We start from the raw sequence: 24,237 nt of genomic DNA, 5'->3' as shown, positions 1-24,237 counted from the left end.
TGTTCCTTGTCGACCAGCGCCTTCAAAAGCTTCGCCACGGCCAGCGGTTGCAGGTCTTCATTCGACTCGACCAGCACCGCGCGATCGGCACCGATTGCGAGCGCAGTGCGCAGCGTTTCCTGCGCCTGCGAAGGACCGCACGAAACCGCAATCACCTCGGTCGCAACACCCGCTTCCTTCAATCGCACCGCTTCTTCAACAGCGATTTCATCGAACGGATTCATCGCGAACTTCACGTTAGCGATATCCACGCCCGTGCCATCCGACTTCACACGAACCTTCACGTTGTAATCCACCACGCGTTTCACGGGCACCAGAATTTTCAAGCCATTTCTCCTCGATAGGGGCATGCTGATCGTCGTTGACGAAGTCCTTCGCCACTGTGACAGACGCGTGCGCTGTGCGGAATTCAGCTTTGCGGAAGGTGCGCTTCAGGCGCAGTGAAGCTTCGCGCCGGGACGCCGTGCCGCGCAGCCGGTAGGTGCGCGAAGCGTCGCATGAAAGCGGCGCGCGCCGCAATCGTCCGTTCGAACGAAGCGGCGCGCGTGAAATCGTGAGGTGGGCGTCAGGTTTTCTTGTCGCGCACGAAGCGCAGTGCGAAACGCACGAGCCGCGGCATCGTTTCGGGCCGCAGCAGCCGTTCGTCGTACCCCGAAAAGCGCCGGTCGTTTTCGGCCAGGCACAGGCGCATGAGTTCCGGCACGCTGATGTCCACGTCGGTCACGGACTGCGCGCCGTTCATCGTGAAGTTGTTGTCCTGCTTGTGCTCGTTGCCCTCGGCGTCCATCGCGCGCGCAAGGCCGGCGCGTTCCCACCCCAGAAACGCCCACACGCGCGCCACTTTAAGCTCGAAGCGAATGCGCCGCCACCACGACAGATGCGCGCGGTGCCACGCCACCCAGTTCGCGAACAGCAGGATATGGCGGCACTCCTCCTGCATGACGGGTTCGAAGGTGTCTATGAGTTCGGGCGGAAAGATGCCCGAGCGCCGCGCCACTTCGAACAGGCCGAAAGCGAAGAAGCTGTCCACACATTCGCTGTAGCCCGTCACGAGATAGGCCCACTCGGCGTCTTTTGGGTAGACGTAAGCCGGCTCGCTTGCGAGCGGGATGCCGTAGGCCGCCACCATGCGCGAGAGCACTTCCTTGTGGCGGTTCTCCTCCCACGCGTTGAGCGCGAGGGCGTAGCGCATCGCGGCGTCGTCGAGCGAGGCGGCATAGGCGGCCATGCGCAGGCGCGCCTTGCCTTCCGTTTGCACGGCAATGTCCCAGATCGGCAGGTCGGTAATGCGCTTGAGCGCGGCCGGGTCGAGCGTAGGCCATTCGAGCACCGATGGCCGGTAGGGATTGAAGGTCTCGCGGAACATGCGGCAGGTTTCGTCCCGGTGGACGTCGGAGCCGGGCGGCAAGGGGCCGCTCACGGCGCTCACCCAGTGGCGCGTGTTGTGCTCGGCGGCTTCGAGCGTCGCGCGGTCCGGGCGCTCGCCAGGCAGCGCAGGCGCGCTGAAGCCGGGGATCAGTTGGGTTGCATCGAATGCATCGAGGAGGAGGTCGGTCATCTCGGTGGTTCTTTTGCAGGAGCCTGATTGACGCGATTCTGTCACGGTTGAGCGTCGCCGGGTACGCATCGCCTTGCCGCACGAGCTTACTTCGATCGCGCGCAAGACGGGGCGAATTTAGCGCGCCCTGTGATCGTCACCCCATATTCTATGCCGCCCGCATTTCGCCCAGGCGTAAAGGCAGGTCATGCATTCGATTGAATCAAGAACCGGAACAATCGCCGGGTACGTATCGAAACGTTGAACAACGAATGCGCGGTGCCGGAGGGTCCATGCGCCGGGTGCGCCCATGTGCGCGCGTGGGTTGGATGAAGCATGTACAGTACGGCTGACCGGCCCCTTCGCCGCACCCGGTGCGGCGCGATGCAGGGGGCCTCGCGGCAACGGCATGAAGACAGTCGGCAAATAAAAGGGGGCGTCGCGGGGGCAACGCCGCGGCGCCGTGACTTTGACTCACCGGAAACCTGCCTGTGCGGATTCTGTCGATATTCGGTACGCGGCCCGAAGCCATCAAGATGGCGCCGCTCGTCAAGCGTCTTGAAGCGCATCCCGGCGTGCAGTCGGTGGTCTGCGTGACCGGACAGCATCAAACCATGCTGCAACAGGTGCTCGATCTGTTCGGCATCGTGCCTGCGCATAACCTGGGCGCCATGACGGCGAACCAGACGCTCAACGGACTCGCTTCGCGCCTGTTCGCCGGGCTCGACGACGTGCTCGCCGCCGAGCAGCCCGAGCGCGTGCTCGTGCACGGCGACACCCTGACCAGCATGGCCGGCGCGCTCGCCGCCTTTCATCGGCGCATACCGGTTGGCCACGTGGAGGCGGGGCTGCGCACCGGCAATCTGTTCGAGCCGTGGCCCGAGGAGATGAACCGGCGCGTGGTGGACGTCGTGAGCGATCTGCTGTTCGCGCCTACGGCCAGCTCGCGCGCGAATCTCGAAGCCGAGGCATTGAGCGGCCGCGTGGTGGTGACGGGCAATACCGTGATCGACGCGCTGCATCTCATGTGCGAGCGCCTCGAGCGCGACGTGGCGCTGCGCGAGCGCATCGACGCGCAGTTTCCGTTTCTCGAACCCGCGCAAACGGGCCGCCCCTTGCTGCTCGTTACCGGCCATCGGCGCGAGAGTTTCGGCGAGGGCTTCGAGCATATCTGCGCGGCGCTCGCCACGCTCGCGCATTCGGGCAAGATGCAGATCGTCTATCCCGTGCATCTGAATCCCAATGTGCGCGGTCCCGTGCTCGCCACGCTCGGCAATGCGCCCAACGTGCACCTGACCGATCCGCTCGACTACCCCGAGTTCGTACGCCTCATGCAGCGCGCGGCGATCGTGCTGACCGACTCGGGCGGCGTGCAGGAAGAAGCGCCTGCGCTCGGCAAGCCCGTGCTCGTGATGCGCGACGTGACCGAGCGGCCCGAGGCGCTGGCCGCGGGCACGGTCAAGCTGGTCGGCACCGACCGCACGGCGATCGTGCGCGCCGTGCTCGATCTCGTCGAAAACGAAGAGGAGCGGCGCGCTTACGCGCGGCGCGTCAATCCGTATGGCGACGGGCATGCGTCGGCGCGCATCGTGGCGGCGCTCACCGGCGAGGCGTTCGAGCCGTTCCCGAGCCGTGCGCTGCCCGGTTATCGTCATCCCGTGCTCGCCATGCGGCCCGAGCCCGGCGAGGCGGACGAAGCCGACGAGGCGTCTTGACGCCACCGCACTCGTTGCATCGCAGTGCCAATCAAATCATTTCGCAATCAATGCATTCAAAAGAGCGCGCCGCTGGCGCTCGCCAGGCGGCGGCCGTGCCGTCGCGCCGACAACATGAGGCAAGACACGTGAGATTCGAATCGATCCGGCAGGCGCGCGCTTCGCTCGCCGTGTATGTGGGCGTGGCTTTCCTCGCGGCGCTGAGCCACAGTGCGTTCGCCGCGCCTGGCGAGCTCGCGGGCGCGTTCGCGCAACTCGGTGCGGGGCGCATGGAGTCGCGCACTGTCACGCTTGCCGATCTCGGCGTGCGCGACACCATCGTGCTGCGCGCGCCCGACGCCGCCCAGGAGCTTTATCTGCCGGTGCCCGCGGGCCTGCCGATCAGCAACGCCACGTTGCAGCTCGACGCGAACTATCTGCGCGGCAACGGCGGGCGCACGACCTTCCTCCTTTCGCTCGACGGCTCGCCCGTGCAGGCGCGCAACGTGACCGAGGCGCAGGGCGACGGCTCGCTCAGCATCGGCGTGGACGGCGCGCCGCGCCCCTCGGGCTTCGTGCGCGTGGGGCTGCAATGGTCGTCCGTGCTCAATGAAAACGTCTGCACGGACCAGACGGCGATCGGCAACGTCTGGAAGGTCGCGCCCACCACGCGTCTCACCTATCAGTTCGACACCTCGGCCGTGAACGACGTGCGCACGGCGTGGAGCGCCTTGCCCGCGAAGCCCGTGGTGCTCGTGAGCGGCGGCAAGCTCGACGCCTCGGCATACGACGTGGCGTGGCGGCTCGAAGCGCTGTTGATGCGCGGCGGCGCGTCGCCGGTCACGACCCGCATGCCCGCCGTGGGCGACACCGTGAATCTCGGCACGCTTCAGGTGCCGGCCGCGTTGCAGGCGGTTCCCGCATTCGCCGCGCTGGCGGCGGGCGGCTCGCACAAGATCGCGAATCCGGCCGAACTCGGCGCGCTCATCGCGCTTGCGCCGGCGGGCGCCTTCGCGCCCAACGTCGTGGTCGCCGACGACGCGCTGCGCGCGCAGGCCGGCGCGGCGCTCGACGCGTTGCGCGCGCAGGTGCTGGCCGTTTCGGCGGATGCCGCAAGCGCCTTCGACGCCTGGCGCACCCACGGCGGCGGCGCGCTCGTGGCGCCGTTCGAGAAGGGCGAGCTGCGCCTCGCGCATCTGGGCGGGCTGCCCACCGTGGTGGTGGGCGACGATCTCGGCGTGAGCGCGTTGTCGCGCACGTGGAGCGGCATCGACGCGTCGCGCCGGCTCGTCGTGCACGAGCTTGCCCCGTCGCCCAATCTCAGCTCGGGCGGCTCGAGCGACACGATTGCGCTGTCGCTGATCGGCGGCACGCCCCGCACGCTCGACGTGCTGACGAGCGCCGCCTGGGAGGCCAGCTTCGATCTCGCGGCAGTCTCGGGCGACGGCAGGATTCCACGCCGCGTGGTGCTCGATCTCGCCGCCGCGCCCGCGGCCGACCGCAACGGGCAGACCGCTTCGGTGTTCTTCAACGGCGTGCTGATCGGCTCGCGACTGCTCAATACCGACGGCCACGCGCAGCGCGTGAGCGCCGACATTCCCGTCTACGCACTCGGCACGGTGAATACGTTGCGCGTGCTGTTCCAGCGCCAGCCGGCGGGCGGCTGCCGCCCGCGCGAGCAGGGCTATCCGGCGGCGGTCTTGCCGGGCAGTCATCTGGTGCTCGGCACGGGGCCGCTTGGCGAGAACTTCACGGGCATGGTGGCGCGCTTCTCGCGCGCGGCGAACGTGATCGTGCCCGATGCCTATCTGGCCGACCCCGTGACGACGCTGCCGCGTGTGGCGCGCCTTGCAAACGCGGCCGGTGTGGCGCCCACGCGCGCGACGCTCCAGGTGACGGCCGCCGGCCAGGCCGCGCAGCCGAAAGCGCCGTTCCTGGCGGCCGATGTCGCGCTCGACAGCGAGGCCGGGCACGCCAGCTTCGCCGACGGCCGCCTCACGCTCAAGGGGCGTGGCGGCTCGATGCTCGCCGATATCTCCGGCCTCGCGAATCTCGGCCTGATCCAGGTGGTGCGCTCGGGCAGCACGCCGGGCATCGTCTACCGGGGCGTGGGCGAGGCGCCCGTGTTGCCGCCCGGCATGCAACTGCTGCAAGGCGACGTGGCCATCGTCGACGCAGGCGGCGTGCTCAAGACCTTCGACACGCAGTACCCCGGCGGCGTGCCGCCCGTGGACGACCAGCGCGCGTGGCTCACGCGGCACTGGGCGGGATGGGGCGTGCCGAGCATCGCAATCACGGTGCTGTTGCTGCTGCTGCTCGCGGCAGGGTTTGCGCGCCAGCGGGCGCGCGCGAGAACGGCCGCGGCGGCTGCGGCGCGCGCGGCGCAGGAGAGCGCCGATAGTCAGGACGAGCATGCGGACGGCGGTGCCGACAACAAGCCGGGCGGATCGTGAGCGCAAGCGCCATCGAATGGTGGCTCAATTACTTCGCGGGCCACTACTACCAGGGCATGGAGTACCTGGCGGCGGTGGTCGCGGTCGTCATCCTGATCTCCAGCATCGACGACCTGTTCATCGACGCGTGGTACTGGGTGCGCCGCATCATCCGCCACTTCACGATCGAGCGGCGCTACGAGCCGCTGCGCGCCGAGCAGCTCTATGCACGCGAGCAGCAGCCGCTCGCCATCATGGTGCCCGCGTGGCGCGAGGAGGACGTGATCGCCTCGATGGTCACCGACCTCGTGCGCGTGATCGACTACAAGAACTATGTGGTATTCGTCGGCACCTACCAGAACGATGCCGCGACGATCGCCGAAGTCGAGCGCATGCGGCGGCGCTACAAGCAGTTGCATCGCGTGGAGGTGCCGCACGATGGCCCCACCTGCAAGGCCGATTGCCTGAACTGGATCGTGCAGGCCATCTTTCGCATGGAGAAGGAAACCGGCATCGAGTTCGCGGGCGTGATCCTGCACGACAGCGAAGACGTGCTGCATCCGCTCGAACTGCGCTTCTTCAACTACCTGTTGCCGCGCAAGGACATGATCCAGCTTCCGGTGGCGTCGCTCGAACGTGAGTGGTACGAACTGGTTGCGGGCACCTACATGGACGAGTTCGCGGAGTGGCACGCGAAGGATCTCGTGGTGCGCGAGAGCCTGGCGGGCACGGTGCCGTCCGCAGGCGTGGGCACGTGCTTTTCGCGCCGCGCGCTGGCCGGGCTCGCGAAGGAAACGCAGAACCAGCCCTTCAATACGGAAACGCTCACCGAGGACTACGACGTGGGCGAGCGTCTTGGCCGCATGGGCATGCATTCGATTTTCGCGCGCTTTCCGGTGGAGTTCGCCACGCGGCGCAAATCGTGGTTCGGCTTCGGGCCGGAGCGCGACATCACGTTGACCATGCCGCTGTGCGTACGCGAGTTCTTTCCCGATACGTTTCGCACCGCTTATCGTCAGCGGGCGCGCTGGACCCTGGGCATCGGCTTGCAAGGGTGGGAGCAGACGGGCTGGGTAGGTACGATCGCGAACCGCTATCTGCTCGCGCGCGACCGCAAGGGGATCGTCACGGCGTTCGTCGGCATTCTGGCCTATGTGCTGCTCGTCCAGTTCCTGCTTTTCACGTTCGCCGATTTCCTCGGCATTCATCCCGACCTGATTGCCTCGCCGTTCTCAGGCTCGCGCTTTCTCACCATCGTGTTGTGGGCGAACGGCGTCGCGCTGTTGCTGCGCGTGATCCAGCGCGTGTACTTCGTGTCGCGGCTCTACGGCTGGGAGCATGGCGTGCTCTCGGTGCCGCGTATGGTGATCGGCAACTTCGTGAATTTCATGGCGGTCTCGCGCGCCTGGAAGATGTATCTCGTCTATCTCGCCACTGGCAAGCGCCTCGTGTGGGACAAGACGATGCACGACTTTCCCTCGTCGGACGGCTTCACCGACCGGCGCCAGCGGCTCGGCGAACTGTTGCTCTCGTGGCAGGCGATCGGGCCGAAGGAGCTCGAACAGGCGCTGGCCGAAGATCATGCGCACGAAGCGCCGCTTGGCCGCGTGCTGATGGCGCACGGCTGGCTCGATGAGGAAACGCTCGCCGAGGCGATTGCGTTCCAGGCCGATTTGCCGCGCGGCCGGCTCGATCGCGCGCGGCTCATGGAGCGTGCGGGCGAGCTTCCGCTCGAACTCGCGGTGCGCTACCGCGTGCTGCCGCAAGGCGACGACGGCAGGGGGCATGTGGTGCTGCTGTGCGCGAGCCCGCTCGCGCCGCCCGCGCTCGAGCTATTGCAGGCGCATTGCGCGTTGCCGATCGTGCAGCGCATCGTGCGCGAGGGGGAGATTGCGGAGGGCTTGCGTCTGCTGCGCGGCGCGCCCGCCGATCCGTCGAGCGAGGGGCAGGAGGCGAAATCTCCGGCCGGGGAGCACGACGCCGCCGCGCCCGGCGTGCCGCTGCTGGGCGACCTGCTGATCGAGCGCGGCGCGGTGAAGCGCACGGCGTTCGAAAGCGCGTTGCAGCGCTACCGCCCGGCGGAACATGGGCGCATTGGCGACTTCATGGTGGAGCAGGGCGTGATTACGCGCGACGCGCTGGCCTCGGCGATTGCGGAACAGGCGCGCTTGCGCGCCGAAGGCGCCGCCACGTCATGAAACGGACTCCGAAGCATGTCGCGGCGATACCCCGTGCGCCACGTGCGAGGGTGCCGCACGCATTGTTGCTCGCAGCGTTGTGCGCGGGATTCGCTGGAGCAGGGCGCGTTCAGGCCGAGCCGTTGCCGCCCGACACGCAGCCGTTGCCCTTGAGCGGCGCGGCGTACCGGGTGGCGCAGCAGGGCTATGACGCCTATGGCCGGCACGATTACGCCGGTGCCGAGCGCTATGCGCGCGAGGCGATCCGTCAGCGTCCCGACGTCGCTTCGCTGCGCCTCCTGCTGGCCAATTCTCAGGCGGCGCGCGGGCAGTGGCGCGAGGCGAGCCGCACGCTTTCCGATGCCATCGCGCAGATCGGCCCGGACGCCACGCTCACGGCGCGCCGCCGCGAGATCGACACGCAGGTGGCGGCGCTCGCGCGGCCCGGCGCACCGGCCGCCGCCGCACGCGCGCCGCGCGCCGCGCCGCCGGGTTCGGGGCCGCCCGACTATCTGACCGGCCGCGCGTGGCAGCTTGCTCAGGAGGCCTACAAATCGTACGGCGCGAAGCAATACGATGCGGCCTGGCGCGAGGCGAACGACGTCATCGCGTTGCGTCCGGACGTGCTGCGCTTGCGCCTGCTCGCCATCGATGCGGCTTCGGCGGGCGGCCACGACCGCGATGCCTGGCAGGCGGCGCAGGACGCGCAGCGCCGCTTCGGCGACAGCCAGGCGCTGCGCGAGCGGCGCACGCAGATCGGCGCGCGGCTTGCGCCCGCCGCCGTGCAGGCGGCCCAGGCCGCGCGGGCGCGTGGCGATACGGCCCAGGCGATCACGCTCATGCATGAGGCGATCGGCTACGCGCCGTCGCGGCTCGGCAACCGGCTCCTGCTTTGCCAGATGCTGCTGGAGCAAAACGACATGCCGGGCCTGGAGGCGGCGGCGGGCGATGCGATTGCGTCGGGCGCCGAGCCGGTGCTGATGCCCTACGTGCTGCGCGGTTACGCGCGCGCGGCGCAAGGCCGCGCGGCGCAGGCCGACGAGGACTTCGCGCAGGCGTTGCGCAGCGAGAGCGCTACGCCGCTCGATCAACGTGACGCACGCGACCAACGTGTTGCACGCGCGATCATCGCCGATGTGTGGACGGCCCAGGGGCAGCCGCAGCGCGCACTCGACTTGCTGGCCGGATTGCAGCCCGCAGGCGACGACACTGACACGCTGATCGCCGCCCGCCGCTATTACGCGCGCGAGGCGCTCGCGCGGCCCGCCACGGCGGGCACGCCCGCTGAACGCATGGCGAGCGTGGCGAGTGCGGCGCGCCCGGTGCTCGACTGCGCGGTGGACGAGTACGGCAGCGCTTGCGACGTGTACGCGGCCGACCCCGGCTTCGCCGCCCGGCGCGCCGCGATTGTCGCGGGGCAGCGCGGCGACCGCGCGGGTGCGCTCGAAGCCCAGCGCCAGGCCGTGGCGGCGGACCCGCGCAATCCGCAGCATCGGCTCGAACTGATCGACGCGCTCGTGGCCGCGGGCGACACCGACGGCGCGAAACGCGAAGCGCGCGCCATGCTCGACACGGGGCTGGTCGACGCGCTGCCGCCGCTCTCCGCTGCCTACATCGCGCAGCGCGCGGGCGACGACCGCCGCGCGGCCACGTATTTCACGCAGGCCGACGAAGCGGGCCAATTGCCGCCGCAAGCCACGGGCGACGCGGGCTATAGCGCTTATCGCGCGAACTTCGACGCGCTCGCCGCGAGCTACTTCAAGCGCGCGATCGACTATGGCACCTCGCCGCCGCCGGGTGTCGCGCCCGCCACGCTGCTCCAGCTTCAGGATCTGCGCAACGCGCATGCCGATGTCACGCGCGACTGGGGCTTCATCGCTTCGGTCAACTATCGCGGCTCGGGGTTGCAGCCCGGCGTGTCGACGGGCGAGGTGCCGGGCTCGTACAACAACTGGCAGATGGGCGTCGAAGGCTACTGGCGGCCGTTCGGCTCGCTCGGCGACCGTAATTTCGAAGTCTACGCGCGCGCCTACCAGGACGTCGGCGCAAAGGGCGACGCGCCAAGCGGCGTCTCCACGGCGCTCGCCGCCGTGGGTGCGCGCGCGAAGCCGTTCGAATCGATCAATGCCGTCGTGGCGTTCGAGCGGCTGATTCCCATTGGCTCGCGCGCGCCATCGGACTGGCTGCTGCGCCTCGCGTACTCGGGCGGCATCGGCACCGAGCGGCGGCTGGACGTGCCGTCGTGGTGGACCGTGCAGGACTATGGCGAGGTGGGCCACTACGTGAGCAACGGCTGGAATTACGGCACGGGCTATATCGAGGCGGGGCGCACGTGGCGGCTCGACACCATCAGCCCGAAACTCACGGTGTTTCCGTATGCCGTGGTCGGCATGGATTACGATTCGAGCATCAACCATAGCGTGCCGGTGGGCATGGGTGTGGGCGTTTCCACGCGCTACTGGTTTCGCGATACCTTCTACGACGCGCCGCGCTCCTATGTGGACGTGACGGTGCAGTACCGCTGGCGTCTCACGGGCGACGACCGGGCGGGCGGCGTGTTTTTCGGCGCCGTCCTTTCTTATTGAGGAAACCTGATGATCGTGCGCAGAGCGCTTCCGGGCGGCGCAATCGATGCAATCGATGCGATGGGCGAGGGCCGACGAGGGCGCACCGGCACGCGCCGTATGCGCCTCACGCGCCGCTGCGCGCGGCTCGCGTGCGCGGTGCTCTGCGCGCTCGCGGCCGCCGGTTGCACGCTCCAGGTTCCGGCGCATGCGGACGCGCTCGCGCAAGGCATCGTCTGGCAGCCCGACAACGACCACCTCGATCTGCGCGGCGACTGGGACCGGCTCGGCGTGAACGAGTTGCTCGTGCAATGGATCGCCGTGGACGATGTCGCGTTCATGGCGGGCGCGGGTCTGCCCGCGCCGCGCGTGCCCGACTGGGTGCGCATTGCCAACGAGCCGTGGGCGCGCGGCGTGATCGTCGGGCTTGCGGGCTACTCGGACGAAAGGAAGGCGCGCACGAATCTCGAAACGCTGGTCGAGCGCTCGCTCAAGCTGGCGGCGGTGCGCCCGCCCGTGCATATCACTGGCTGGTATTTCCCGGTCGAAGTCGATCCCACCTGGACCGACGCGCCGCGCCTCGCGCCATTGCTGGAGAAGCTGCCGCACCCGTTGTGGATCAGCGTGTACGACACCAGCAACATCGGCGGCGAGGCGCTCGCGAAGTGGCTCGACACGTGGCTGCCGCGCGATGTCGGCGTGTTGTTGCAGGACGGTTGCGGTGTCTACGCGCGTGGCCCGGCGGCGGCGCGCGAATACGCGGACGCGCTCTCGGCGCACCTCGGGCACAAGCGCGTGCGCATCATCGCGGAGGCCTTCCGGCCGAAGCAGGGTGGCGGCTTCCGCGCGGCCACGGCCGCCGAGCTGGCCCCGCAACTGGAGGCCTACCACGGCTATCGCGTGTATCTCTTCGACGGTCCGCACTACATGTCGCCGGAACTCGTCGAAGGCCTGTTACAGCAGATGAAGGCGGGCGGCGCGGCGCGTTGAGCGTTGCACTGAGGGCCGCACCGAAGGCTTTGACGTAGTGCGCCGCTTTCAGCGCAATTGCGCGAAGGCGATCAACAGCACCATGCCGCCGATGGCGCCGTCGAGCACGCGCCATGCCCCCGCGCGCCGGAACAGCGGGGCGAGCGCGCGTGCGCCATAGCCCAGCCCCATGAACCACACCGCGCTCACGAACATGGCGCCGAGCGCGAACGCGAGCCGGCTGCCCTGCGGCTCGCGCGCGCCGGCCGTGCCGATCAGCAGGAAAGTGTCGAGATACACGTGCGGATTGAGCCACGTGAACGCGAGCGTCATGAGGATGATCGGCCAGGCGCGCTGCTCGGCCGCTGCGGGCGCCGCGTTGCTTTCCAGCACCGCGTGGGATGGGCGCACCGCGCGCCGCAGCGCGCCGATGCCGAACCACACGAGCCAGGCCAGGCCCACATAGAGCACGACGTGCACGAAGGTCGGATAGCGCTCGACGAGCGCGGAGGCGCCGCCCACGCCCGCGCCGATCAGCACGAAGTCCGAGAGCGTGCACAGCACGACGATCTTGCCCACGTGCGAGCGCAGGATGCCCTGGCGCAGCACGAATGCATTCTGTGCGCCGATCGTGACAATGAGCGAGGCGCAGAGCGCCGCGCCGTGAGTGAAAGCGAGCCAGTTCATGATGGATGCGAGTGAGTTGGGGCGCGAGCGCGTCGGCGCGGGTTGCGCTGGCTCGACGAATGGCGCTAGTCTGCGGCCAGGGGATACATAAGCAAAGCTCATTTTCATTAACCGGATTAAGGAACGCTAATGCTCGACTATGCGCTGCTCGATGCGCTCGCCGCCGTGGTGCGGCATGGTTCGTTCGACCGCGCTGCGGGTGCGCTGAACGTCACGCCCTCGGCGGTGTCGCAGCGCGTGAAGCTGCTGGAGGAGCGCGTGGGCACCGTGCTCGTCAAGCGCGGCCAGCCGTGTGTTGCGACGGCTTCCGGCGCGCTGCTGTGCCGCCATACGGAGCGTGTGCAGTTGCTCGAAGCGGAGCTGGGCGGGGCGATGCCGACCTTCACGAGCGCGCTCGGCGCGGCGCGGCCCACGTTGCGCGTGGCCGTCAACGACGACAGCGTGGGGACGTGGTTCATCGACGCCGTGGCGGCCTTTTGCGTCGAGCGCGGCATCCTGCTCGATCTTGTGATCGACGATCAGGACCACACGGCGCAGCGCATGCGCGACGGCAGCGTGCAGGGCGCCGTCACGACCCAGTCCGAACCCGTGCAGGGCTGCCGCTCGACCCGCCTTGGGCGCATGCGCTACCTCGCGGTGTGCTCGCCCGCGTTCTTCGAGCGCCATTTCGCCGATGGCGTAACGCGCGAGACGCTCAGGGGCGCACCGTGCGTGGAGTTCAATCCCAAGGATCAACTGCAAAAGCGCTTTATCCGCCGCATCACGCGCGCGCAGATCGACGCGCCGCTGCACTGGATTCCCCATGTGGCCGGTTTTCTGCGCTGCTGCCTGAACGGCCTCGGCTGGGGCATGTGCCCCGAGCGCATGATCGCGCCGCATCTCGCGCGTGGCGAACTGGTCGAGCTGACGCCCGGCCGCGCGCTCGACGTCGAACTGTATTGGCAGAGCTGGCGGCTGTCGATCGGCTGGCTCGACGATTTCGGCGCCATGCTCAAGCGCCGCGCCGGTGAATTTCTCGATCAGGGGCGCGGCGTTTGAAGATCGCGCGGCGTCGCGTGCGATATCTTCATTCGTTTGTCTTTATCGGCCGTTTCAATAGCGCATTAGCCTGCACGCGATCGGTGCAGAAGATGGCGGCGCTATCGCCGGCGCAATTCGTATGCGGGGAGTTGCACAATGTGGATTGCATCGCGTGAAAGCTTCTAAAGCAATATTCAAAATCCATTAATTGCTTTTTGAGTAGTAGGATGTCTCGAAATTAGATGCGTTCGGATCGCGCCGGGTTCGTGCGAGAATTGCGCGTCCAATAGACTGACGTTTCGCATGCGGCGCGGCTGATATACCTATGTCAAATCGGCGCATTGCGTTTCATTGATCGGTCATCATGCGCGTGTACACCTGGTCTGCGTTTGATGAAGAGGAAAGCCGCCAGAGTGGCTATGGGCGGGCGTTTCAGGGGGTATGCGGCTACTGGCCGCATGGGGCGTTGTGGCAATTCAGTTATGGTCGAAAGCCGCGGCAGTCGTGACAACACACCTCGGACCGGTTATTTTTTCCGTAACTCGATTGTTAAGCATCGTCAAATCGGCAAAAAAGTTCATGGATGTAAAGAAACCAACATTGGAGGCTTACAGTCGGAACTGAAAGCATCGCCATCTCGTTTTTTGCGTTTGGCATTATCGTGTGAAAATTGAGTTTTTCCTGTGGATTGCGAGTTGGACACGCTATAATCCGGACGTGGCAGAGTGCTTATTCGACCGGCATATTTGAATCGTTTCCACGTGCACGAGGTGCATTATGACGAAATTAGATACCGGCAGCGTTTGGCAACAAACCATTGACCTTCTGTCGGCGGCTGCCGAGCCGCTAAGCCTGGACAGTGAATTCGAAGGCGGCAGAAGTTGCAAACCGGTACCCATCACACGCGGCGCTTCGGAGGCGGCCAACCGGCGCCGCGCCACCGTGCGTTCGTGGGATGCGCAGGGCATTACGTTGATCCGGCGTCATGATCCGGACAGCATCACCGTTTGCTGGAGCGACGCCACCTACGGCCGCTATTCCGACCAGTTGTGGCGGGTTTGCACGGCGCGCCGCAGCGCCGTTTGCGCGCTCACTGGCGAGAAGATCCGCCGTGGCGACGCAGTGTTCCGGCCGAGTCCCAATCGCCGCCATCGCCCGGCCAATGCCGACGCGATGATCCTCGCGAGCAAGCTCGACAATCTTCCCAACGGCGTTGTCGCCGCGCGTCTGGACGAGGCGCTGGCCGCCTGAGCATCCCGCCTGCGCTGGTCGGTCCTGCCGGTCCCCCGCGCTGGTTGCGTGCTCAGGTTGTGTGCTCAGGTAGCTTGATCAGGTAGCTCGATCAGGTTGCCCAGCCCGGTTGCACCTCACCGTCTCCCGCCGTCCTGCCGCCGCCCATGGCGCGCAGGCGGCGTTCGCTCGACCGTCACCTCGATGTCATGAAGCCGCGCCCGCCGGCGCCCCGAAGGGCGCCGGCGGGCTTGCGCTGCACTCACGCGGCGGTGTCGCGCGCGTTTTCCTCTTCGAGCGCGTCACGGGTCTCGGGCATCACGAGCCATACCATCAGCACGGCGGCGGCACCCGCGCTCGCGAGGCCGAGGAAGCTCACCGTATTGCCGAAATGGTCGGCGACGAAGCCGGCAAGCGCCGTGGAGAGCGTCGCCCCGATGCCTGCCGACAGCCCGAACAGCCCGATGCAAAGGTTGTAGCGGCCCTTGCCCCCGGCCACGTCGGCGGCGATGAGCGGCAGCATCACGCCGAACACCGCGGCGGAGAGGCCGTCGAGCATCTGCACCGGCACGAGGAAGTACGGGTTGCCGACCGCCGCGAACAGCAGCGCGCGCAGCGGCAGGGCGCAAAAGCCCAGGATCAGCACGGGCCGGCGGCCCCACGCCTGCGCGGTGCGGCCCACCCACGGCGACATCAGCGCGACGATGGCTTGCGGCACGATGATGCAGGCCGCAATCACGAGCTGGACGTTGTCGCCCATGCCGGCCGTGACTTCCCCGGCGGCCAGATTCAGCATCGCCGCATTCGAGAGGTGGAACAGCACCACGCAGGCCGCGAAGGTCAGCATGCGCCGGTCGCGCAGCAAGTCGAAGATGGTCTCGCGCGGCTCGCCCGTGGGCGCCGCGCGCTTGCCGGGCGTGGCGGCGAGCGGCGCGGCCCGGTGGTCATATTTGATCATCGCGAGCGCCACGAGCGCCGGGAGCGCGAGCGCCGCGGTCAGCCAGAACACGGCGCGCGGCGAAACGTATTCGCCGCACAAGCCCATCAGGCCCGCAGCCACGGCGCTGCCGATCGAGGCCCAGCGCGCGTTGCGGCCGAGCCGGTCGCCCAGATTCTGGCGGCCCACCATCGCGAGCGCGAGCGCGGCCATGGCCGGCACGAGCATGCAGCTCGCAAAGCCGTGGAACACCTCGGCGGCCATGACCGCGACGACGGTCGGGCTCGCCGCGAGCAGCAGGGCCGAGATGATGATCGCGATGATCGCCCACGCGGCGGCGGCCTTCTTGTTGCGCAAGGCGTCCACGGCCGCACCGCCCGGCACCTGGCTCACCATTGCGCTGATCGTGCCCACCGAGAGCGCCAGGCCGATCTCGCCCTGGGTCCACTTGTGCGAAGCCAGATACGAGGCGATGAACGGCCCGAAGCCCGTCTGCACGTTCGCGACGAAGAAGTTCAGCCAGTCGAGTGCACGCACGCTGCGCGTGTCTGGAGTCGGTTGTTGCATCGTGCCGCCCGTCATTTGGCACCGTGGGTATTGGCGGCGGACGAGGCGGACGGGGCCGGCGAGGTGTTGGACGCGGCGGCAGCAGCAGGGGCCGCTGCCGCCGGCACGGGCGCGGGCGTGACGGCGCGCACCGGCTGCTCGGGTGCGTAGGGCGGCGAGGCGTCGACCTGCTGGTCGGACATTTCGAGCTGCGCTTCGAGCGCGTTGTTCTTCGTGACGAAGTGCAGCGCGGTCCAGTCGGCCGCGATCGTATGGCGTTTTTCGAGCGTGCCGCTCACGTCGAGCACCACGGCCTGCGGGGCGGCGCTGCCGTCGAGCAGCACGTCCACCACGCGGCCCACCTTCGCGCCGTTGGCGCGTTCCACGTCCGCATCGAGCATGGGCAGGCGCGTTGCGCTTGCTTCGGGCGCGCCCGGCTGCGGCGCGCCGGCCTTGGGCCGGTCGGGCACCTGGAGCTGGCTGGGCGGCAGGGCGAGCGTGATGGCGGGCGTTTTCGCCTGGGTGTTCACGCGCACGCCGCTCCACGGGAAGTTCGCCTTGCGGTCGCCCACGCCCATGAAGCCCTGGAGGTTCACCACGACCTCGACGGGCTTGCCGCCGGGCCCGGCGACCATGTCGACGGCGCGGCCCACGACCTTGCCGTCGGTTTTCTGCACTTCGCTGTCGAGCAGCGTGCGGAAGCTGCCGCGCTCGAGCGTGCGCACCTGGACGAGCGGCGCCGGCGGCGGCGCGGGCGGGGCGCTCGCGGGCGCGGGCGGCGGCGGGGCCGGGCGGCGGCGGTGCACCGGCGCCGGGCGCGGCTTGCGCGGCGCGGGCTTCGCTCCGCTGGCGGCTTCGGGCTCGCTCGCCACCTCGGGCGCGGAGGCGGCCTCGGGCTCGCTCGCGGCCGGTTCCGGTTCCACGGCCACGGGCGCCTCCGGTTCGGGCGGCGGGGCCGGCCGGAACAGGCTACAGCCCGAGAGCGCGAGTAGCAGCAACAGGGGCAGGGCGTACGGGAAGCGGGAAACGGAATGTGCGGAACGAGCGGAAGTTGCGGAACGTGCGAAACGTATGAGGCCGCCTCTCATCAACAGAAACTCCTTGAAGCAGCCGGCGCGAGGCGCGCGCGGCGGGGGGAAACCAGGTCGGGATGCGTGAGAGTGTAACCCGCGCACCGGGCCAATCCGCGTAAGTGCGCCACGTCCGCTGCGTCGCGCCGTGGGGCGCAAACCCGTTCGACGGCGATCCCGGCTCGCGCAAAGCGCCGCCGCGGCCCGTCGGCGCGGCCAGGTGTAAACGCGGGGACGCCCCGCGTGGCGCGCCCTGTTCGCGGGCATATAAGCATCTCGGCATGACCTCAATGCGAATCGCGCGATGGGAGCCTATATCGCGTTCGCCTAACCTTCGCTCCATCCATAAAGAGATGTCAAAACGATGAGCGCCGCACGGCCGCCGCCGCTCGCACCTTGCGTGTGCGCGGTTGTGGCCGGGAAGAAAAAGCAGGCGCCGGCAACGCGTCGACACGACTAAATCATTCGAGACAAACCTGATGGCGGATCGGGCCGGTGAGCCGCGAGACGTTTCAGCATGCTGATAAAGGAGGCACTCACCATGATCGAACCCCACGCGCAGCCGCTTGCCGGCGTGTCCACCGCCGACGGCGAGTCCATCGATTCATTGGGCTCGTCCACCGGCTTCATCGACCGTTATTTCGACGTTGCCGCGCGCGGCAGCTCGTTGCGCCAGGAGGCGATTGCGGGCGTCACGACCTTCCTCGCGATGGTCTATTCCGTGTTCGTCGTGCCGGGCATGCTCGGCAAGGCGGGCTTCGACACCAGTGCGGTGTTCGTCGCCGTGTGTCTGACCACGGCGTTCGGCTCGCTGCTCATGGGCCTGTGGGCGCGCCTGCCGATCGCGATCGGCTGCGCCATCTCGCTCACGGCGTTCACGGCGTTCGGCCTCGTGTTCGGCAAGGGCCTCAAACCCGAGGTGGCGCTCGGCGCGGTGTTCCTGATGGGCCTCGTCTTCACGGGCATCTCGGTCACGGGCGTGCGCTCGTGGATCCTGCGCAACCTGCCGCACGGCATCGCGCATGGCACGGGCATCGGCATCGGGCTCTTTTTGCTGCTGATCGCCGCCAACGACGTGGGCCTCGTCGTCAAGAATCCCGGCGCGGGCCTGCCGGTCTCGCTCGGCCACATCACCTCGCTGCCCGTGATCCTTTCCGTGGTCGGCCTCGCCGCGATTTTCGGTCTCGTGCGCCGCCGTGTGCCGGGCTCGATCCTGATCGTGATCGTCGCGATCTCGGCGCTCGGCCTCGCCATCGATCCGGCCGTGAGCTTTCACGGCGTGTTCGCGTGGCCTTCGCTCTCGGCGCCGGGCCATGCTTCGCTGATCGGCGCGATGGACATCAAGGGCGCGCTCTCGCTCGCCGTGCTGCCCAGCGTCCTCGCCCTCGTGATGACGGCCGTGTTCGACGCCACCGGCACGATCCGCGCCGTGGCGGGGCAGGCGGGCCAGCTCGACGCGAACGGGCGCATCGTCAACGGCGCCCGCGCGCTCACGGCCGATTCGCTCTCGTCGATCTTCTCGGGCTTCTTCGGCGGCGCGCCGGCGGCGGCCTATATCGAATCGACGGTGGGTGTCGCGGCCGGCGCCAAGACGGGTCTCGCCGCCGCCGTGGTGGGCGTGCTGTTTCTCGCGGTGATGTTCTTCGCGCCGCTCGCGGGCCTCGTGCCCTCGTACGCCACGGCGCCCGCGCTGATGTATGTGGGCCTGATGATGCTCTCGAGCGTGAGCCGCCTCGACATGTCGGACATGGTCGATGCGATGGCGGGCCTCGTGTGCGCCGTGTTCATCGTCCTCACCGCCAACATCGTGACGGGCATCATGCTGGGCTTCTCCACGCTCGTGATCGGCCGCGTGGTGAGCGGCGAGATCCGCAAGCTGAACGTGGGCACCGTCGTGATCGCCGTCGTGCTGGCCGCGTTCTACCTGGGCGGCTGGGCCATCTGACAATGCGCATGCGCGTATCCGGATGACCCGGCCATTCGCCCGCGGCGGTCCTGGCGGCCCGCCTCGGGCGGCTGCACGGCCCGCGTCGCTTCACGGCGGCGCGGGCCGTGCGGCTTTGGGGCGTTTTGAGCGGCGGGTTACTCGGGCAACAGGCTGTTGGTGCGCCGCTTGCCTGTCTTGCCTGGCTTGACTGCGTTTCGCGGCTTGCGCGGTTTCGGCTCCACGCCGATGCGCGCATCGCGCGCGAGCACGCGGGCGGTGAGCAACGCGGCGGTATCCTCGAACGCGGGGTCGGCCTGCGGCACGTAGAGCCATTTGCCGAGCACGGGGTGCGGGCGCAGCGCCGGGATTTGCGCGATGAGCGCCGCGTGGTGGTCCTTCGACGTGCAGACGAGCAGGCCGTTGAACGGCGCGTCGCGATCGGCGGCCACGAGGCAGAGCAGGCCGTCCAGATAGGCGGCGTCGCAGCCGAACATCGCCTTGCACACGTAGCCGGGCTCGCGCTCGAACGCGTCGAAGATCCAGAGCAGCGAGTTGCGGATTTTGGACGGCATGGCGTGGGCGGCGCGGCGCGATGAAACCCTCATTCTAGTCGCCGCGCTCCGCCGGCGCTTACCGTGTTCCTTGACATTGCCGGCTCGCCGTCTATGCTTAACCGCATGGTTAAGCATGAAGACGCCACCCTGAACCGCACCTTCGCAGCGCTCGCCGATCCCACGCGGCGCGCGCTGCTGGCGCGCCTCGCGCAGCACGACGCGCTTTCGGTGAGCGCGCTCGCGCAGCCGTTCGATATGTCGCTGCCCGCGGTCATGAAGCATCTGGACGTACTCGCCGAGGCGGGCCTCGTCACGCGCGCGAAAACCGGCCGGACCGTCGCATGCCGGCTCGCGGCGGGGCCGATGGAGGACGCGATGCAATGGCTCGCGCACTATCAACGTTTCTGGAGCGATGCGCTCGATCGTCTCGCCGCTTTCGTGGAGGAGGATGCATGTCGACCCAACCCTCAGCCGGACCCGGATCAGCCGCCCCCCAGTCTGCGAGCCTCACCATCCGGCGGCGCATCAACGCCACCGCCGCGAAGGTCTACGCCGCGTGGACGCAACCGGCGCAACTGATGCGCTGGATGCAGCCGCTCGATAACGTCTGCATCCACGCCGAGGCCGACGTGCGCGTGGGCGGCCGCTTTCGCGTGATCATGCGCGGGCCGCAGGGCGAGGAGCACGACGTGAGCGGCACGTACCTCGAAGTCGTGCCCGAGCGCAAGCTCGTGTTCACGTGGGCCTGGCGCAGCACGCCCGAGCACGAGTCGCTCGTCACGGTGACCCTGCACGCGGACGGCGTCGCGACCGACCTCATGCTCAAGCACGAGCGCTTCTTCGACGAGGCCGCGCGCGATTCGCACAACGAGGGCTGGACGAGCGCAATCGATCAACTGGTGGCGCTGTTCGACTGAACCGCGCCGGTAAATCGTAAGGAGGATTGGACGATGGAGACGCACAAGATCGTTTCGGAGGCCGAATGGCTGGAGGCGCGCAAGGCGCTGCTCGCCGAGGAGCGCGCGTTCACGCATGCGCGCGACGCGCTGGTGGCCAGGCGCCAGGCGTTGCCCTGGGTGAAAGTGGCAAAGACCTATACGTTCGAGACACCGCAAGGTCCGCGCACGCTCGCGCAGCTTTTCGGGCCGCGCAGCCAGTTGATCGTTTATCACTTCATGCTCGGGCCGCAGTGGGAAGAGGGTTGCCCGGGCTGCTCGTTTCTCTCCGACCATGTGGACGGCATGCTGCCGCACCTGGAGCACCACGACGTGACCTACGTGGCCGTGTCGCGCGCGCCGCTTGCGAAAATCGAGGCGTTCAAGCAGCGCATGGGCTGGCGTTTCCCGTGGGTCTCGTCGAACGGTAGCGACTTCAACTTCGATTACCACGTGTCGTTCAGCGAGGCCGACAAGGCGCGCGGCAAGGCAATCTACAACTACGCGGAGCAGGAGTATATGAGCGACGAGTTGCCCGGCATCAGCGCGTTCTATCGCGATGAAGCCGGCAATGTGTATCACACGTATTCGACGTACGCGCGCGGCGGGGAAATGGCGATCGGCACCTATGCGATGCTGGAGCTGACCGCAAAGGGGCGTAACGAAGAGAAGGACATGCGCGAGTGGATGCGTCACCACGATCGCTATGAAGACGCGCCGGCGCCTTCGTCGTGCTGCGCGCACGAGCAGAAGGCACCGTAGTTACGTGAGTAATTGCGTCAGTCGTTACGCCAGAGCTTACGCTAGCGAAAAGCCGTCAGGGAATAGTTGGCACAACGAAAGCATCTTGTGCCCGTTACGAAAGCATCGCGCCTAGAGCGCCATATCGAACGCGGGGCGCAACAGCACTTCGATGGCCATGACGATGAGCCCCATTGCGGCGGCGGCAAGCGTCAGCGTGCCGTATTCATCGTAGCGCGTGTCGTAGAGGCACGCGACGATGAACAGGATGGCCAGCAGATTGGTCAGCCAGTAGAAGTTCAGCGCGAGGGGCATCGGCGTATCCGGTGCCGGCGCGCGCAACGCGCCGGCGGGTAGTGCAAGACGCTCGGATTCTAGCGGAGCGACCTTACGGATACGCAACAATAGTGTGCCCTATAGCACTTATCTTTGCGGTTTTGGCATTTCCGCGCGAATCCACTCGGTGACCGAGTGGCGTTGGGGCTGCCAGCCGAGCAGCTTGCGCGCGCGCTCGCCGCGCACGCGGCTGTTCGAGCCGAGGCCGTACGACGCCATCTCGTAACCCCATTCCTCGATCGCCGCTTCGAGCGGCCAGTCCTGCGGCGCGCCGAGACCCATCACCTCGGCGAGCGCCGTGGTCATGTCGCGGAAGTTCGCTTCGCCGCTCTCCACGAAATAGAACGTGCCGGCGGGCGTCTTCTCCAGAGCGAGGCGATACAGCTCGGCCACGTCGTCGACATGCACGTTCGACCAGATGTTCAGGCCGCGCCCCACGTGGCGCATCACGCCGCTTTTTTGCGCCTGCCGAATGAGACGCGGCAACTGCACGCTCGCCGCGCCCGGCACCGCGCCCACGCCGTAGATGAGCGTGTTGCAGAGCACCGCGCTCTTCACGCCGCGCCCGGCGGCCGCGAGCACGAGATCGTCGATGGCCACGCGCGGCGCCTTGTCGGCCGTCGGCGCGGGCAGGGCGTCTTCGTAATAGATGCGATCGGTCGCTTCGCCGCCCGAGGCGTCGCCCACGATGCTGGAACCGCTCGTGTGCAGTAGCGCCTTGCCGGAACCTTCGAGCGCGCCGATGAGCGCTTCGACCGCGCCGCGATGGTCGCTGCTCGCCGCGTTGATCACGGCGTCGGCGGCGCGTGCTTGCGCGATGAGCGTCTCGCGGTCGTCGAGGTCGCCCTGCACGGGCGTGATGCCGAGCGATTCGAGCGCGGCGAACTGCTCGGGGCGGCGCACGAGGCCGCTGACGGTGTGCCCCGCGCGCACGAGATGCGCCGCGATCGTTCCGCCGATGAAGCCGCCTGCGCCTGTCACGAATACTTTCATGGGGGTTTCCTCGTTGTGTCGGGTTTGCGATGGGCTTCAGTATCGGCGCATCGGCGGCCGGCAAAAACCGTGTTAGTCTCAAATGAATCTTGACTATGAATCAACAATGAAGACGTCGACCGACGAACTGCTCGTATTCGTCACCGTGATCGATGCGGGGTCGATCACGGCCGCCGCCGAGAAGCTCCAGCAAACCGTATCGGGCGTGAGCCGCGCGCTCACGCGGCTCGAAAAGCAACTGGGCGTCGCGCTGATCCTGCGCACCACGCGCCGCCTGCAACTCACCGAAGAAGGCGAGCTCTTTCTCGAGCGCGCCCGCGCGATCCTCGCGGCCATGGCCGACGCCGAGGAGGCCGTGACGCGTCATCGCGAGCGTCCCTCGGGGCGGCTGCGCGTGGATGCGGCCACGCCCTTCATGCTTCACTGCATCGTGCCGCACGTGGCGGCGTTCGCGCAGCACTACCCCGAGATCGAACTCGAACTCACGAATAACGAACGCATCGTCGATCTGCTGGAGCAGCGCGTGGATATCGCCATTCGCATCGGCACGCTCCAGGATTCCACGCTGCATGCGCGCGCGCTCGGCACGAGCCGCTTGCGCGTTGTCGCGAGCCCCGACTATCTCGCGGCGCAGGGCACGCCGCGCAACGTGGCCGCGTTGCGCGAGCATCGGCTGATCGGTTTCACCGCGCCCGTGCATCTGAACCGCTGGCCGCTTCGCGCGAGCGGCCAGAGCGAGAGCGCCGAGCCCGGCTATCCGATCGAGCCGGCGCTGCGGGCGTCGAGCGGCGAGACGATCCGTCAGCTTGCGCTCGGCGCGAGCGGCATTGCCTGTCTCTCCGACTTCCTCACCACCGCCGACCGCGAGGCGGGCCGCCTCGTCACCGTGCTCGACGACGCGCTCGTGGAGGCGCGCCAGCCGGTTCACGCCGTGTACTACCGTAGCGCGGCGCTGGCGGCGCGCGTGCAGTGTTTTCTGGCGTTTTTTGGGGGCAGGCTGCAACTCGACGCCTGACAGGCAAAACGCGGGCTGCATGCCGGCTGCACGCGGGTTTCATGCCGATCTCGTGGATAGTCCCAGGTCACGGGAGCCGGGAAGGGGAGTTGTATAGACAGGCGCGCCAGGCTAGACTTCGGCCACTTTCGCGACTTGTATAGACAGGATTCGACCATGCTCCCGACCCTTCTCCTCACGCCCGGCCATCTGACCCTGCCCCAATTGCGCCAGATCGCGCGTGAGGCGGTGCGGCTCGAACTCGATCCGGCCAGCTTCGCCGCCATCGACGCGGGCGCGCGCGCCGTTGCCGAGATCACGGCGAAGGGCGAGCCCGCCTACGGCATCAACACGGGCTTCGGGCGTCTTGCGAGCACGCATATTCCGAACGACCAGCTCGAACTGCTCCAGCGCAATCTCGTGCTCTCGCACGCCGTGGGCGTGGGCGAGCCGATGTCGCGCCCGGTCGTGCGCCTTTTGATGGCGCTGAAGCTCTCCAGCCTCGGCCGCGGCTATTCGGGCATTCGCCGTGAAGTCATGGACGCGCTCATCACGCTCTTTAACGCCGACGTGCTGCCGCTCATTCCCGTGAAGGGCTCGGTGGGCGCTTCGGGCGATCTTTCGCCGCTCGCGCATATGTCGGCGGTGCTGCTCGGCATTGGCGAGGTGTTCATTCGCGGCGAGCGCGCGAGCGCCGAAGCGGGCCTCGCGGCCGCCGGCCTCAAGCCGCTTTCGCTCCAGGCGAAGGAAGGCCTTGCGCTGCTCAACGGCACGCAGGCTTCCGCCGCGCTTGCGCTCTACAACCTCTTCGCGATCGAAGACCTGTACCGCACGGCGCTCGTGTCCGGCGCGCTGAGCGTCGACGCGGCGGCCGGTTCCGTGAAGCCGTTCGAT

At 67.9% G+C, this 24,237-nt stretch carries 21 protein-coding genes; 13 read left to right on the top strand and 8 right to left on the bottom strand.

The features are described from left to right. Together C7402_RS45635 and C7402_RS45630 are read right to left on the bottom strand one after the other, a co-directional pair. The coding region (locus C7402_RS45635) for an electron transfer flavoprotein subunit beta/FixA family protein (RefSeq protein ID WP_425273830.1) at positions 1–326 on the bottom strand (326 nt) is incomplete at its 3' end. A gap of 239 nt (positions 327–565) precedes the next feature. Next, positions 566–1,558, bottom strand: coding sequence for a ferritin-like domain-containing protein (locus C7402_RS45630; protein WP_116615248.1), 993 nt, complete (start codon positions 1,556–1,558; stop codon positions 566–568). Positions 1,559–2,028: 470 nt separating this feature from the next. On the opposite strand from C7402_RS45630, the gene wecB reads away from it, so the two are divergent. The 5 genes from wecB to C7402_RS45605 all read left to right on the top strand — a co-directional run bounded on the left by wecB (position 2,029) and on the right by C7402_RS45605 (position 11,394). After that, positions 2,029–3,252 carry a non-hydrolyzing UDP-N-acetylglucosamine 2-epimerase gene (wecB, locus tag C7402_RS45625; RefSeq protein ID WP_165842139.1) on the top strand — a complete coding sequence of 408 codons (1,224 nt, stop codon included), beginning with the start codon at positions 2,029–2,031 and terminating at the stop codon, positions 3,250–3,252. Between the two features lie 128 nt (positions 3,253–3,380). Then, on the top strand, positions 3,381–5,684 hold the full coding sequence (locus C7402_RS45620; RefSeq protein ID WP_244315118.1) for a cellulose biosynthesis cyclic di-GMP-binding regulatory protein BcsB: 2,304 nt from the start codon (positions 3,381–3,383) through the stop codon (positions 5,682–5,684). Further along, positions 5,681–7,861, top strand: a complete 2,181-nt coding sequence (locus C7402_RS45615) for a glycosyl transferase family protein (protein ID WP_116615247.1) — start codon at positions 5,681–5,683, stop codon at positions 7,859–7,861. Before C7402_RS45620 ends, C7402_RS45615 begins: the two co-directional genes overlap by 4 nt. Further along, positions 7,858–10,425, top strand: coding sequence for an NfrA family protein (locus C7402_RS45610; protein WP_116615246.1), 2,568 nt, complete (start codon positions 7,858–7,860; stop codon positions 10,423–10,425). Before C7402_RS45615 ends, C7402_RS45610 begins: the two co-directional genes overlap by 4 nt. A 9-nt stretch (positions 10,426–10,434) precedes the next feature. After that, positions 10,435–11,394: an alpha-amylase family protein gene (locus C7402_RS45605; protein ID WP_244315117.1), complete on the top strand. Its 960-nt coding sequence runs from the start codon at positions 10,435–10,437 to the stop codon at positions 11,392–11,394. Positions 11,395–11,442: 48 nt separating this feature from the next. On the opposite strand, the gene C7402_RS45600 is transcribed toward C7402_RS45605, so the two are convergent. After that, positions 11,443–12,060, bottom strand: a complete 618-nt coding sequence (locus C7402_RS45600; RefSeq protein ID WP_112178235.1) for a LysE/ArgO family amino acid transporter — start codon at positions 12,058–12,060, stop codon at positions 11,443–11,445. Between the two features lie 129 nt (positions 12,061–12,189). Between C7402_RS45600 and C7402_RS45595 the strand changes: the two genes are divergently transcribed. Further along, a complete protein-coding gene (locus tag C7402_RS45595; protein ID WP_116615245.1) occupies positions 12,190–13,098 on the top strand; it encodes a LysR family transcriptional regulator ArgP in 909 nt (302 codons plus the stop codon). A gap of 759 nt (positions 13,099–13,857) precedes the next feature. Continuing rightward, entirely contained in the window at positions 13,858–14,331 is a 474-nt protein-coding gene (locus C7402_RS45590; protein WP_112178233.1) for a DUF3331 domain-containing protein, read from the top strand. 241 nt (positions 14,332–14,572) lie between these two features. Here C7402_RS45590 and C7402_RS45585 read toward each other — a convergent pair whose 3' ends face one another. Both C7402_RS45585 and C7402_RS45580 read right to left on the bottom strand, forming a co-directional pair. After that, positions 14,573–15,814 carry an MFS transporter gene (locus C7402_RS45585; protein ID WP_116615244.1) on the bottom strand — a complete coding sequence of 414 codons (1,242 nt, stop codon included), beginning with the start codon at positions 15,812–15,814 and terminating at the stop codon, positions 14,573–14,575. An 11-nt stretch (positions 15,815–15,825) separates the two neighbouring features. Then, on the bottom strand, positions 15,826–16,722 hold the full coding sequence (locus C7402_RS45580) for a PRC-barrel domain-containing protein (protein ID WP_341869296.1): 897 nt from the start codon (positions 16,720–16,722) through the stop codon (positions 15,826–15,828). A gap of 682 nt (positions 16,723–17,404) precedes the next feature. On the opposite strand from C7402_RS45580, the gene C7402_RS45575 reads away from it, so the two are divergent. Beyond that, on the top strand, positions 17,405–18,808 hold the full coding sequence (locus C7402_RS45575; protein WP_116615243.1) for an NCS2 family permease: 1,404 nt from the start codon (positions 17,405–17,407) through the stop codon (positions 18,806–18,808). 137 nt (positions 18,809–18,945) lie between these two features. Here the strand turns inward: C7402_RS45575 and C7402_RS45570 are convergent, their stop codons facing one another. Then, positions 18,946–19,362 (bottom strand): hypothetical protein, encoded by a 417-nt coding sequence (locus tag C7402_RS45570; RefSeq protein ID WP_116615242.1) that lies wholly within the window; start codon positions 19,360–19,362, stop codon positions 18,946–18,948. 105 nt (positions 19,363–19,467) lie between these two features. On the opposite strand from C7402_RS45570, the gene C7402_RS45565 reads away from it, so the two are divergent. From C7402_RS45565 to C7402_RS45555, 3 genes are read left to right on the top strand one after another with little or no spacing between them, the layout of a single operon-like run. Beyond that, positions 19,468–19,923 (top strand): ArsR/SmtB family transcription factor, encoded by a 456-nt coding sequence (locus tag C7402_RS45565; RefSeq protein ID WP_116615241.1) that lies wholly within the window; start codon positions 19,468–19,470, stop codon positions 19,921–19,923. Beyond that, positions 19,923–20,261 carry an SRPBCC family protein gene (locus tag C7402_RS45560; protein ID WP_308012637.1) on the top strand — a complete coding sequence of 113 codons (339 nt, stop codon included), beginning with the start codon at positions 19,923–19,925 and terminating at the stop codon, positions 20,259–20,261. The genes C7402_RS45565 and C7402_RS45560 overlap by 1 nt, the downstream gene beginning before the upstream one ends. A gap of 33 nt (positions 20,262–20,294) precedes the next feature. Next, the gene (locus tag C7402_RS45555; protein ID WP_116615240.1) at positions 20,295–21,041 is read left to right on the top strand and encodes a DUF899 domain-containing protein; all 747 of its coding nucleotides are present in this window, start codon (positions 20,295–20,297) and stop codon (positions 21,039–21,041) included. A gap of 111 nt (positions 21,042–21,152) precedes the next feature. Here the strand turns inward: C7402_RS45555 and C7402_RS45550 are convergent, their stop codons facing one another. Both C7402_RS45550 and C7402_RS45545 read right to left on the bottom strand, forming a co-directional pair. Beyond that, a complete protein-coding gene (locus C7402_RS45550; protein ID WP_112178226.1) occupies positions 21,153–21,335 on the bottom strand; it encodes a hypothetical protein in 183 nt (60 codons plus the stop codon). Between the two features lie 108 nt (positions 21,336–21,443). Then, the gene (locus C7402_RS45545; RefSeq protein WP_116615239.1) at positions 21,444–22,349 is read right to left on the bottom strand and encodes an NAD-dependent epimerase/dehydratase family protein; all 906 of its coding nucleotides are present in this window, start codon (positions 22,347–22,349) and stop codon (positions 21,444–21,446) included. 106 nt (positions 22,350–22,455) lie between these two features. Here C7402_RS45545 and C7402_RS45540 point away from each other — a divergent pair, with 106 nt between their 5' ends. Then, positions 22,456–23,364, top strand: a complete 909-nt coding sequence (locus C7402_RS45540; RefSeq protein ID WP_116615238.1) for a LysR substrate-binding domain-containing protein — start codon at positions 22,456–22,458, stop codon at positions 23,362–23,364. A 156-nt stretch (positions 23,365–23,520) separates the two neighbouring features. Then, positions 23,521–24,237, top strand: a 717-nt coding sequence (locus C7402_RS45535; RefSeq protein ID WP_165842138.1) for an aromatic amino acid lyase, incomplete at its 3' end; no start/stop codon positions are given.

The organism is Paraburkholderia unamae (assembly GCF_003096875.1).
Lineage (GTDB): Bacteria > Pseudomonadota > Gammaproteobacteria > Burkholderiales > Burkholderiaceae > Paraburkholderia > Paraburkholderia unamae.
The sequence above is the reverse complement of the archived record's forward strand: the minus strand, read 5'-3'. Positions and strand labels throughout refer to the sequence as shown.

Excerpts from the sequence above, each read along its gene's own strand:
- C7402_RS45630 (WP_116615248.1), bottom strand. The coding sequence starts at position 1,558 with ATGACCGACCTCCTCCTCGATGCATTCGATGCAACCCAACTGATCCCC.
- C7402_RS45610 (WP_116615246.1), top strand. The coding sequence starts at position 7,858 with ATGAAACGGACTCCGAAGCATGTCGCGGCGATACCCCGTGCGCCACGT.
- C7402_RS45605 (WP_244315117.1), top strand. The coding sequence starts at position 10,435 with ATGATCGTGCGCAGAGCGCTTCCGGGCGGCGCAATCGATGCAATCGAT.
- C7402_RS45600 (WP_112178235.1), bottom strand. The coding sequence starts at position 12,060 with ATGAACTGGCTCGCTTTCACTCACGGCGCGGCGCTCTGCGCCTCGCTC.
- C7402_RS45595 (WP_116615245.1), top strand. The coding sequence starts at position 12,190 with ATGCTCGACTATGCGCTGCTCGATGCGCTCGCCGCCGTGGTGCGGCAT.
- C7402_RS45590 (WP_112178233.1), top strand. The coding sequence starts at position 13,858 with ATGACGAAATTAGATACCGGCAGCGTTTGGCAACAAACCATTGACCTT.
- C7402_RS45585 (WP_116615244.1), bottom strand. The coding sequence starts at position 15,814 with ATGCAACAACCGACTCCAGACACGCGCAGCGTGCGTGCACTCGACTGG.
- C7402_RS45575 (WP_116615243.1), top strand. The coding sequence starts at position 17,405 with ATGATCGAACCCCACGCGCAGCCGCTTGCCGGCGTGTCCACCGCCGAC.
- C7402_RS45570 (WP_116615242.1), bottom strand. The coding sequence starts at position 19,362 with ATGCCGTCCAAAATCCGCAACTCGCTGCTCTGGATCTTCGACGCGTTC.
- C7402_RS45565 (WP_116615241.1), top strand. The coding sequence starts at position 19,468 with ATGGTTAAGCATGAAGACGCCACCCTGAACCGCACCTTCGCAGCGCTC.
- C7402_RS45560 (WP_308012637.1), top strand. The coding sequence starts at position 19,923 with ATGCGCTGGATGCAGCCGCTCGATAACGTCTGCATCCACGCCGAGGCC.
- C7402_RS45555 (WP_116615240.1), top strand. The coding sequence starts at position 20,295 with ATGGAGACGCACAAGATCGTTTCGGAGGCCGAATGGCTGGAGGCGCGC.
- C7402_RS45550 (WP_112178226.1), bottom strand. The coding sequence starts at position 21,335 with ATGCCCCTCGCGCTGAACTTCTACTGGCTGACCAATCTGCTGGCCATC.
- C7402_RS45545 (WP_116615239.1), bottom strand. The coding sequence starts at position 22,349 with ATGAAAGTATTCGTGACAGGCGCAGGCGGCTTCATCGGCGGAACGATC.
- C7402_RS45540 (WP_116615238.1), top strand. The coding sequence starts at position 22,456 with ATGAAGACGTCGACCGACGAACTGCTCGTATTCGTCACCGTGATCGAT.